This is a genomic window from Xenorhabdus sp. NBAII XenSa04 (assembly GCF_963866145.1).
Taxonomy (GTDB): Bacteria; Pseudomonadota; Gammaproteobacteria; order Enterobacterales; family Enterobacteriaceae; genus Xenorhabdus; species Xenorhabdus indica.
In genome coordinates this window covers 1-11,149 of record NZ_CAWMEB010000016.1, presented here as the reverse complement: position 1 = coordinate 11,149, position 11,149 = coordinate 1, and the positions used below count along the sequence as shown (strand labels likewise).

Here is an 11,149-nt window from a genome sequence, read left to right as displayed (position 1 = left end):
TCATTAGTGTGGGGCACTTTGTTCAATCGGCGATAGAATGAGCAATTCAGCATATTTTTATCAGACACCTCACCATGAAAATTAATTTGTACCCTGAATCCCAGCATGTGTTCGACTGGTTTCATATCACGATGCGCCTGACTGTCTTAAAACAATATGTCAAAGGGGTATCAAAAAACGCCCCTGAAGCAGATGCAATGGAGCCAGCAAGGTATGCATTACTTACTCCTGATACGCACAGCGGTACTCAATGATAATTTGAAAACCCAATTTAAGCATTGGTATGCTGGCATAAAATTAGGTGAAGAAACGAAGCATTATTGGATGGAAGCGGTTGCCGTACAAATGCCCCAAGTTCTTTTATGCTCTTATTACACGTCCTAGCTATCAACCATGTTTATCCGATTCAAATGTTCCCGCTAGTCCCTACACAACTCCGACAATCCACTACACTCATTCTTTTTGCTTTCTTGCATTTTTCGCATAATTATATCCAATAAAATAGAAAAACAAACTAAGCAAAGTAGCTGCACAAAGTGTAAAAAATAAGGACGATGGAGTAGCATAGCTAAGTAAAAAACCTGCTACTATTGGCGACAAAGCTCCACCAATAAATCGAAGATTCTGTATCCCATAATAGCTTCCTTTTAAATTTTCAGGGGCGATATGATCAATAAACATATATTCTAATGGTATGACAATAATTTCTCCAAATGTAAAGAAAACCATTGAAACCACCCAGAGTAATACGGATTCCCCAGCAATCCAAAAACCAATGATACCTATAAAAAACATCATGATGCCTAAAGAAAAACCACAAAATATATTTTCTTTAGGTAATTTCTTGCTTACAAAATATTGTAATGAAATTACTAAAAAAGCATTCACTGGGTTAATAATCCCGAGAATTTCATACGCAAATTCTGCATTGGATGTTTTCAATAAATACTGAGAAATATAACCAGCTGATTGACTAAACACAAGAGAAATGAAAGTACTACCAATAGTGAAGTAAATTAATGAATTATCTTTAAATAAAATACTTAATGTTTTAAACAAATTTATTGGAGTGGATTTATTTTCTGAGTTTATCTTTTTATGAAAAGATATGTTGTCATAAAATCGGATAAGTAGAATAATTAACATCAGAATAGAAACTCCTCCTGAAAGATAAAATGGAAGAGTTAAATTTAATTTAGCAGCGATTACTCCGATAGGAGCTCCTATGGCCCAGCCGGCATTTGATAAAGCATAATTGAGGGAAAAAATCTGTGATCTTTGCTCATTAGAAGTCCAGTCAGCTATACATGATTTTATCGTAATATTTAACATTCCATTGGAAGTATATATTAAGCTCAAAATTAATATCATTATCCATGATTGATAAATCATAGGAATTAAAAATAAATTCAAGGAGAAAAGCATCATACATGCGAATATAACTAAAATTTTATCAAACCTATCAACTAGGTATCCAGTTAATGAGTTGAAAAATATACTAATTAACAGACTTGCACTAAGAATAGAACCGACCAATTCAAGTGGTATTTTAAAATTGCTGGAAATGTATATTGCCATAAATGGAAGAGTTATACCCCGTGAAGTTGTCGTAGCGAATGTATTAATAAGGAGTATTGAAATTGGCGACTTGTGTATTTTCATTGTTTACCTCATAAGTATTCTTATCACTTATCTGTGAATTGGATGGACAATGGTTTTTATGAGAGGAAAAAATAACTTCATTGGCTCCGGTATACCTTTGATATGAAAAGTAAGCAAGTAATAATTGTGGGTTTTATTCCCTAATCAATGCAAACTACCGGAAATTTTTCGGCGTATTGGTGATTTTTCACATTCGTTTCATTACGGTTTATGATGGAGGAAAAATTACGCCAAAAAGCCCAAAAAAGTATTTTCTGGGGAAAATTCTTACCTAACGCACAGGGTAGAATAATTTAAATTTAACACATTCATTTATATTGTGCACCATTACAATAACTTAGATTTTTAGCCTAATTTAAAGCTTGTTTATGTGATAAATATCACAGATAAATGTCTTTGTAGCTATTAGCTTAAACTTAATTGTTATTTAGGAGTAAATAAATCATTAAATAATAGTTTTATTAACTCTGTTAACAATGCAGAAACGAATAACTTGATGGTTTCATTCAAAAACATGAGGAATGAAAAATGAAAGATTCTGACGCACTAAACAAAGTATCGAGTAGTGATCTTGAAAAAATTTCGGTAAGCCTCAGTAGAACAACACAGATGATCAAGCCTAGTGGAACAGACCAACCAAAAGGTTTGTTTGTTATCAAATCGAAAACTGATCCTTTAGACGCAAAATTATTGGAGCAGTGCTGTATTCGCTGAAATTTATTCAGCTTACATATTCAACTAATCTATATTCATAAATATGGATTGTGCTAATTATTGTCTGAAATTATTCTGGAAATATGCTCTTTAGAAAAGAAAGGTATCTTAAGGGCATATTTTCTAAGACAAAAAAGCAAATTACTAACACAAGGTGGCTAATTCTTATAATCAGGAATTCCACCATTAATAAATAGATTATGCTTATGAAATGGACATATTTTGGTCACGCCTGTTATTTTATTGAAACAACCAATCTAACAATATTGGTAGATCCACTGCTTAAATCAGTGTTTCAATCTGGTACTGCACAAGTATGTCCAAACCGAACTATAAATATTGAAAAATTACCGAAAATAGATGTAATAATTATTACTCATCAACATCCAGGGCATTTCGAACTAGAAAGCTTATCGATGATAAATCGCGATGCATTAGTCATTTACCCCCCATTACCGAGCATCAAATTAGGTCTAAGCACTCTCGGATTTAGTAACATTAAAATTGTAAGAACTAGTGAGGAAATAGAAATAAACTCACTGAATATTCTGTTTACTGGTGAAAAACACCTTGAAAATTTTCAATTTGGTTTCACCATTAAAGATGAAAAAAATGCGATTGTGTATACTGGTGATTCTTCTTTAGATATCAATGAAGTGCAGCGTATAAAAACATTTTGCAGTTATAATCCTGTACTGATAGGTGGTTATCCAGATGTACAACATCGGTTTTTGACATATTGGGACATAGAATTTCCTAGTACTGACATTGAGAAGATGTTAACAGGAATAAAAGCACTTGCACCGTTATTTTTTGCTCCAAGTTGTTCTGGGATGAAGTACGTTGGGAAATATGATTGGGCAAATTATTATAGTTTCCCCATGCACCCAAAAGATTTCATAGAAGAAATCAAACCTTATCTATCTGGGATAGAAATGGTTACATTACTGCCTGGTGATGTAATTTCAGTGGTCAATGGAATACCTAAGCTAGATATACAGGGTTCTCAAATAGTCAAAAGTATGGGTAATTTTGACCGCCCAAGAGTAGATCCGACAAAGAGTCTATCTCCGCTCCAAGATGATGACCCTAAATGTCTTGGAATTGACAGGCTAGAAAAAGCAGTTTCTATTTGGTTGCAAAATAAATTTGTTCCATGGTTAGAAAAGCAAAAAGAACGTATTGATAGCTCTATTGCAGTATTGTGCAAACAACAAGTTAGATATGGAATAGAAATTATACTTCCTTCAAATACAATAAGAGAGTATGTTGTAGAATTTTCTCCGTCAGGAATAAAGTTAGAAAAATTATCTATTCCATATGTTTCATTGCATATTAGGGTTAGCGCCTCTGCTTTACTAGCCTGCGAATCGGCTGAAATACCTTATTTTGTCTTATACTTTCATTCAAGAGTCTATTCAACATTACATCGTATTTTTCAATCGGATGATGGTGTATTTAAAATACAGAGATACGATGTAAGAGATCCTATTTTTTCATATTTCAATAACGATCCGGAAACTCACTTTAACCGATGGGTGAAAAGAGAAGCCAATCGATTAATGAAGGTTAAACATGATGAAAATTAGAATAGCTATGGGTGTTAATGGAATTAATACCCCAAAAGGTTTTTTCATTAGAAATACATCAACTTTAGATACTTACTTTAGTAACCTTCTCACACAACCCTTGTTTTTAGTTATGCAAAGTATATTGTCTGATTGGATTTATTTAGATGATGCTGTAGACCAAGTTAGTATGACATTTGATTTTCCTAAGAAAATAATTGAGGCTTCTTTTAATCAACTTATAGAAATAAAGATGGTAGTTAAGAAAGATGATCCGCTTCATAAATATATAGAAGAGTTTAGAGGAACCTGGAGAGAACACGGATGGGAGGAAGCGATGCAATATCATTTCTATACAACTAAATTGATTAGAATGAATTACCTTGCAGATCCAAAAGGACTCGAAGATAAAGCCGAAATGCGCGAATATTTGGAAAAAGAATCGCCACCATCTAATTATAAGCTCTATGAAAATTTACCATTCATCAAATTGCCTGAACTTAATGAGATAAATGTAAAAAAAACAATCGGATTAAATGAAATTTTTTTAGCAAAAGTTTCAAAAGGTAATAGAACAGGACAATTCAGTATTGATGAGTTAGCTTATCTGCTGAAATTAAGCGTCGGTCAAACTGCAACAAGACGTCTACCTCTCACCGGAGCACATGTGGCAAAAACCTCACCTTCTGGAGGTAGTCGGCATCCAACCGAGGCTTATATTGTAATCTTAGACTGCCAAAATATAGCCAAAGGTCTTTACCATTATAGCGTCAAGCACCATGGATTATCTTTGCTCATTCCGGGGGATCACAGCGAACTACTATTCGAAAAAGTACTAGGTCACCGATCGCGGCTTAGCTTCGAACCTATCCTGGCTTTTCTCTTTAGTACAATGTTTGAACGAAGCATGTTCCGTTATCGAGAAGGTCGCTCGTATCGTGTTATGCAACATGACCTTGGCCATGTCATGCAAACATTAGCATACCTGGCTTCATCACTTGAACGTCGTTCTTTTCGTGGGTACTCACTTTCAGAAAAGGAAGTTGAAGCTTTCTTGGGAATTGATGGACTAAATGAAGCTGCCTCCTCATTTGCATTCATTGGTTAGGGTGAAATATATGACAAATGTAATAGAAATGCCGAATGAACTTAAGCTAAATCCATTTTTCCGTATTCGATTTGGTAAAAAAATTCACATAGATCTCCTTTTGCAGGGAGAAACATATGTCATGCCAGATGTAAGAATATTAAGTGCTTTAGCCAGTATTTCTAATACTCAATCAATTTCTGCTATCAGAGAAACATTCGCGAATATTCTTGAAGTTGATGTAGATACTGCATTGGATGTCATTTCAAATCTCTATGAATCTAATATTCTTCAAGATGCATCAATAGCCAACCCTCAAGAAAAAGCAGTTGCGCACTGGATCGATCGTGGTTGGCTGGAAGCACTTGTGATGCACTTATGCACACGAAACTTGCCTTATTTAGATAGAGAATCGGAAGATCCAATAAAGCAACAACGTGAAATGCTGTCTGATTTAATCAAAAAAGAACCTATACCGGATTTTTGGAAAATTTACAGTGATAAGAAATATATTGTACTTCCTTCTCCCAACGTTCTTCCTGAAGAACCCATGGAGCAATTACTTCTACGACGGCGATCTAACCAACCTTGGAAAAAAAAACAAATTGATCAAAATGAGTTAAGCACAATCCTGCATTTCGCCAATATTGAAACGCGTAGATTAAGGAAAGAAGCAGAACAGTATCTCGAAAATCAGCCTGAAAGGCTGTTTAATTCATCATTCTCAGCATTAGAAAGCTATTTCTTCGCATTCAATGTATCTGGTTTAGAACCAGGTATCTATCACTATGACCCATTAGAGCATCGCGTAGCACTCATACGTCATGGCGATCTATGTGACGAATTAATCCAAATGTGTATTGGACAAGAACGTATACGGGGTTGTGCTTGTGCTTTTGTGATATCTGCAATTTGGTTGCGCTATATGTATAGATATCGTCACCCTAGAGCATATCGAACTCTAATGATAAATACAGCTGAATTAGCTCAAAAATATATACTCCTTGGAACGGCTTTTCATTTCAGTACTTTTTTGACTCCAGCTTTTGAGGATGACTATGCTAACCGTATCATGGGTATGAATGGCTATGAGGAGGCACCTCTATATGTCGTCGCAATCGGTTGATAGGAATGATATTTCTGATGATCGCTTCCCAAAACATTCGAAGGCAAGCTTGGCTTTTCACTTTATATCAAGTTTCGGTCATTTGTATGAACCATCTTCTCCATTCGAGGACTTAATTTTTGAGTCGAAAAGAAGCAATGTAAAAACAGATTATTCACCATATGATGCTCGATTATCTGATTTTTCAAAGATTTTGCGTTCTCGACAGTCCGCACGCAAATTTGGTCAAATACCACTCACACTTCATGACTTGTTAGATATTTTATGGTGTGCTAATGGTATTATACACGATAGTCCTGTAGGGCTATGTCGTACTGCTCCCTCAGCTGGGGGGTTATTTCCTGTTTCATCTTTAGTACTTTGTCGGGAAGTAGAGGATTTGCCGATGGCAGCTTTTACTTACGATCCACTCACTACTCAGCTAATTGAAAATAAAGAAATAAGCTTGCCATCCGATTTTTCTCTACTTTTTCGTACACGCCATATTGATTATTCATCTGCATCAGCAATTATCATGTGGGTAGGAAAATTGTTGAAAATTTGTCCCAAATATGGTGATCGTGGCTACCGCTACATGCTATTAGAAACAGGACATATAGCCCAAAATGCTTGTTTAGCCGCGACTAAGATGAATGTCCCACACATTGTTATTGGTGGCTTTGACGATGAATTCTGTGCTTCAACATTACGTCTTGATTTTCCATGGGAGTGTGTGGTCTATGCCATGGTTTTAGGCAAGAAAATAGAAGGGTGATCTATGTCTAATGATAATAAAACCTGTGCCTTTTTATCAGAATGGTTTGATAATCCATTATGTCAACTTCCCACCGTTTACCGTGAATATGGATATTCTTGGCCTGATGGAACCTTGCCCAGTGATTATGCTAGGATGTGGTTAAAATCAAATATCTCAAATACAGTGTTACTACATATAGCTATAGCTATATTGAATGTCTCCTGTTTTGATGGCACTACGCGTTTATTGGTTGGCAGAGGTATAGATCTCAACCCTGATTATGCTCTTTTAAAAGCTCGTGCAGAGGCGATTGAACGGGTAGGCGCTTTTTGTCGACCTGCTGAAGAAATTCATTTTGCATCATCAAGAGAATTAAAAGGACATATACATTCTTCAGTAACTAATCTTTTAGAGCTTCGCCATGAAACTGATAATCCACGTTGGTGGATAACATGCAAAAATAAAATAGATGATAGCCAAAGTTTTTTACCACTAGAATATGTACAGATCGAATCTTTGGCTACTGTCAAAGAACCTTTGGTTTTCCCCGACTCTACTGGAATGGCCGTACATTCTTTATATGAAAATGCAGTACAGAACGGATTCCATGAAGCTTTGGAACGAGCTATTTTGAAGGATATTTGGCGAAGCGGTTTACCTTCTGTACATATGGCAAATGTTGATATTATAGGAAATGAACTGGCTTCATACATTGAGCAGATAGGCGGTTCTATCTGGCTTTCTCACATTAATCTAGAAAACGCTTTCAATTTTTATCTGGTATTATTTTTGGGAGATGGTATCAACAGCCCTGCTTTAATCACAGGTTGTGGTGTTGATACTTCTGACCAGCAAGCAAGATTGCATGCTATTAACGAATTGTATGGACAACTTGTACATTCCTTTGAAATATGGCCAAAATTAGTCTACGAAGATAAATACAAGATATCTTCAGGCTTTGAAGCTAATATGATGAAGGAAGTTGCTCAAGAAACACTTAAGCAGCTAAAATTTCATGATGCGGACAAGAATGATGTTGGTTCATTTATTTCTCCTAATGCAATTAAGCAAAATATAAGTGATTGTTTGATTATAGATCGCTCAACGCCATTGTCTGAGTTATTCGGGTTTCAGTCAGTACAATGCTTCCTGCCTGCCAATCTTCCTTTTTGTTGGAATGGGAGAATAAAATGCCTTCACCCTTTCTCATAAATAACCATATTAAAATTAGTAAGTTTTTCACTATGATTATTGCATCTGGTGAATGGTATACTTGTAATCCAGCCCAATTAAGGAAAGCTAAGATATCGGAGCCAAATGATGAAATCTTTCGGCTTATAAATAAACTATGCCAGACTGATAATTTAATAAACTTAGAATCAATTAGGGTTGATCTCAATTGGAATGAAGAGTTATGGTGGCCTATTATTGACCAATTAGAACAACTTGGGTTATTTGACCTTTCTGATAGAGAATCAGTTTGGACAGATACGTTTTCCTTTCCATTATCTGAAACTGATGTTGCTGGTTATATTTGTGGTAAATCTATTCTTTACCATGCAAACTACTCAGAACCAGATGTATATAATCAAGACCGATATCAAATGGAAAGATATTTAAATATATCGCCTCCACCATCCACTTATTTAATGAACTCTCATATTAAAACAGGACGCCTTCCTCATCCTGCATTTTATCCATCAGGTTATAAACCGATAACAAAATTTGAGAAGCTTGGTTTTTTGCTTTTTTGGACATTTGGGAAACTTCGATTAGCACGTTTTCTCGATGTTTTAGATGTAGTTCTTAAAGCTGTACCGTCAAAGGGATGCCGTCATCCTTTCAGGATAAACGTAACTATTAACAATAATAATTACGTTGAGATTTATGAATATAATATGCGATATCATTCATTAATTTTAGTTTCTTCGGAAAAATGTGATGGTCAAAATTTCTTTGCCTTCATTCGGGTCAAATGGAATTTTGAACAATATCAATGGCGTTATCGTCACTCCTGGGCCTGGAAAGACCTTTTTTTAGACTTAGGTCATCTTAATGAGCAAGCTCGCTTTGTTGCAAAAACATTGGGATTAAACTTATCTATTGATTACTTAATCGATGCTCAAGATCCTCACCTTCTTATTGACGAGACGGCTATTACTTGGTGTTTATCGTTGGAGACACAAAATGAAAAATTTAACTAATGCAATTATCGAATTACCTGTAGGATTAGATTTAAATTTTTCTCTTCCTTGGCATGAACTTTGTCTTGCAGTCCGTGAAGGCGACTATGTTAACGTAGCAAATTTGTTTCAGGCTGTTCTGCCTTCCCCAATATTACAGGCTCAAACTGAACTTAATCGATGTATCCTCAATGGACTGAACAGTGGCTTTTGGGATGACGCCGTTGCCGAATTCGGGCAACTTCGAGATGCTCAATGTTTTGTATTTCTGGGATTAATAAGAGCAATGGAAGGTAAACCTGCTGAACAGGGCTTGCTAGCAGCATGTCGTACATCTAAAATTAGATACTTAATTGATATTATTGAAAATAATCTTGATATACTGGGTAGCCGTATTTTTGGAACCCCGCTCGATTTTCATGGGCGTCATATTGAGTTTTATGATATTGGATTAATCGAAGGAGCGTTCAGGCGTGGCCTTGGGCAATATATAGCTCTATTTAGCCCGTTTTATTTTTCTGGTTGGAGCGATTCTACACGACAAATTAACTATCGTCGCTCAATTCTTTTTCATAACATTATCAAAATTCGATTTAATCATCTAACTGCTCCATTACTTAACGAGCATTTCATGGTTAATGGTGCCTCGAGTATTTTAGTCAATATTTCCGAAGAAAAATTAGACCAAGCCTTTGTTTTGTGGTTGACTCTTCATGAATTATTACATGGTTCTGGACCGATCCCCTTATTTGGTGCAGCAGTAAAAAAAATACCCTTGGGTTTGGTCTATGCAGGTATTGAGGAATTTCGTGTTGATATGTCTGTCTGGCTCTTACTGGAATCATGTAAGGATTTATTTGGTGAATTAGTACCTATCACTCAAGAATTAATTTTAGCTGAACGCCTACTTCGTTCTTTTCGAAGTGGATATTGGAAAAATTCATCATCTGGCGGAATTTTAGCTAGTTCTGATGCTGAGAATGGTCTTTTTTGGTTCAGTTGTCTTATCCAGAGTAACGTCGCTGAGATTGATAACATTTCTATCAACGTTGATTCGCATAAAATTAGCAGTGTTTTATTCAAAATTCTTGATGAAATTTATAACTCAGAAAATAATGCTGCACAAACAGATGGTGGACAAGAAATTTTATTAAAACTTGCAAAACGCCTTCGCATGCGTTATTTCCATTTTATGGAAGATAAGTTCGGTTATACTAAACATCAGTCTTATTTTAACAGTATCCTATCTCCGTACCCAACTCATTTAAACTTTAATACTATGTTTTAATTTTTCTAACAATTTTATTCTCACAGATAATACCAGAGTGTTTTATTATTATGATATGTAAAATCAGAAAAGCATGTGTATATGATGTAATGAAAATTGCATTATTACATGTTAAATCATGGCAAGCTGCTTATAAACATATTATTCCAGAAAAGAAACTTGGGAAGCTGTCTGTCCATGAGAAAGCAAAATCTTGGTATAAAAGACTAAATCGTTCTGACACTGGTTTTCCTAAAACTCTTATTGCCGAATATGGTGATGAAATATTTGGATTTTGTTCATTTGGTGTTTCAAGAGATGACCCTAATACTGGATCAATTTTTGCTATTTATTTTTATCAGAATTATTGGGGAATGGGTTATTCCCAAAAATTAATATATTCCGCTCTTGGAGAATTGAAATTATCAGGTTTCAAATTTGTTACTCTATGGGTTATAGAAGATAATTTTAGAGCTTTAAAATTCTATGAAAAAATTGGCTTCCTTCCCTCTAGGAAATATAAAAATGTTAATATTCTTGGTTGCGAAATTCGTGAGATATGCTTAATTAAAAAAATATAACCGTCATTCCGCAATTATATCTGTAATATACTGATTTTAAATCGTTTGTATGAAATTTACGCATGCTTTAATTCTTAATTAAAACAATAAATTACGAATGCGGTGCGGAATGCCGAATATAACTTAGAGCCTATACCAATATCCCCATTGTAATTAAAGATGCTTGATTTTTCATTCGTATCAGATCAGAATCGCGCCCATGAACATTATTAATTCGGTGTTCAA

General features: G+C 35.0%; 10 protein-coding genes and 1 pseudogene. 10 read left to right on the top strand and 1 reads right to left on the bottom strand.

Features of this window, described 5'->3' with window-relative positions; genetic code table 11:
* Positions 1-74 precede the first annotated feature (74 nt).
* Positions 75-384: pseudogene (locus AAC147_RS01205) on the top strand (hypothetical protein); the annotation flags it as partial.
* Between the two features lie 69 nt (positions 385-453).
* Here the strand turns inward: AAC147_RS01205 and AAC147_RS01200 are convergent.
* On the bottom strand, positions 454-1,662 hold the full coding sequence (locus AAC147_RS01200) for an MFS transporter (RefSeq protein ID WP_047684802.1): 1,209 nt from the start codon (positions 1,660-1,662) through the stop codon (positions 454-456).
* 528 nt (positions 1,663-2,190) lie between these two features.
* Between AAC147_RS01200 and AAC147_RS01195 the strand changes: the two genes are divergently transcribed.
* The 9 genes from AAC147_RS01195 (at position 2,191) to AAC147_RS01155 (ending at position 10,924) form a co-directional block, all read left to right on the top strand.
* The gene (locus tag AAC147_RS01195; RefSeq protein ID WP_047684799.1) at positions 2,191-2,376 is read left to right on the top strand and encodes a hypothetical protein; all 186 of its coding nucleotides are present in this window, start codon (positions 2,191-2,193) and stop codon (positions 2,374-2,376) included.
* A gap of 206 nt (positions 2,377-2,582) precedes the next feature.
* Positions 2,583-3,965 (top strand): MBL fold metallo-hydrolase, encoded by a 1,383-nt coding sequence (locus AAC147_RS01190; protein WP_187650406.1) that lies wholly within the window; start codon positions 2,583-2,585, stop codon positions 3,963-3,965.
* Positions 3,952-5,052, top strand: a complete 1,101-nt coding sequence (locus AAC147_RS01185; RefSeq protein ID WP_047684794.1) for a SagB/ThcOx family dehydrogenase — start codon at positions 3,952-3,954, stop codon at positions 5,050-5,052. The genes AAC147_RS01190 and AAC147_RS01185 overlap by 14 nt, the downstream gene beginning before the upstream one ends.
* 10 nt (positions 5,053-5,062) lie before the next feature.
* Positions 5,063-6,157 (top strand): SagB/ThcOx family dehydrogenase, encoded by a 1,095-nt coding sequence (locus AAC147_RS01180; RefSeq protein WP_047684791.1) that lies wholly within the window; start codon positions 5,063-5,065, stop codon positions 6,155-6,157.
* Positions 6,138-6,911, top strand: a complete 774-nt coding sequence (locus AAC147_RS01175; protein ID WP_047684788.1) for a SagB/ThcOx family dehydrogenase — start codon at positions 6,138-6,140, stop codon at positions 6,909-6,911. Before AAC147_RS01180 ends, AAC147_RS01175 begins: the two co-directional genes overlap by 20 nt.
* Before the next feature lie 3 nt (positions 6,912-6,914).
* Positions 6,915-8,105 (top strand): YcaO-like family protein, encoded by a 1,191-nt coding sequence (locus AAC147_RS01170; protein WP_047684785.1) that lies wholly within the window; start codon positions 6,915-6,917, stop codon positions 8,103-8,105.
* On the top strand, positions 8,084-9,097 hold the full coding sequence (locus AAC147_RS01165) for a hypothetical protein (protein ID WP_047684783.1): 1,014 nt from the start codon (positions 8,084-8,086) through the stop codon (positions 9,095-9,097). Before AAC147_RS01170 ends, AAC147_RS01165 begins: the two co-directional genes overlap by 22 nt.
* Positions 9,081-10,364 carry a hypothetical protein gene (locus tag AAC147_RS01160; RefSeq protein ID WP_047684780.1) on the top strand — a complete coding sequence of 428 codons (1,284 nt, stop codon included), beginning with the start codon at positions 9,081-9,083 and terminating at the stop codon, positions 10,362-10,364. Before AAC147_RS01165 ends, AAC147_RS01160 begins: the two co-directional genes overlap by 17 nt.
* An 89-nt stretch (positions 10,365-10,453) precedes the next feature.
* Positions 10,454-10,924, top strand: coding sequence for a GNAT family N-acetyltransferase (locus AAC147_RS01155; protein ID WP_052189710.1), 471 nt, complete (start codon positions 10,454-10,456; stop codon positions 10,922-10,924).
* The last annotated feature ends 225 nt before the right edge of the window (positions 10,925-11,149 follow it).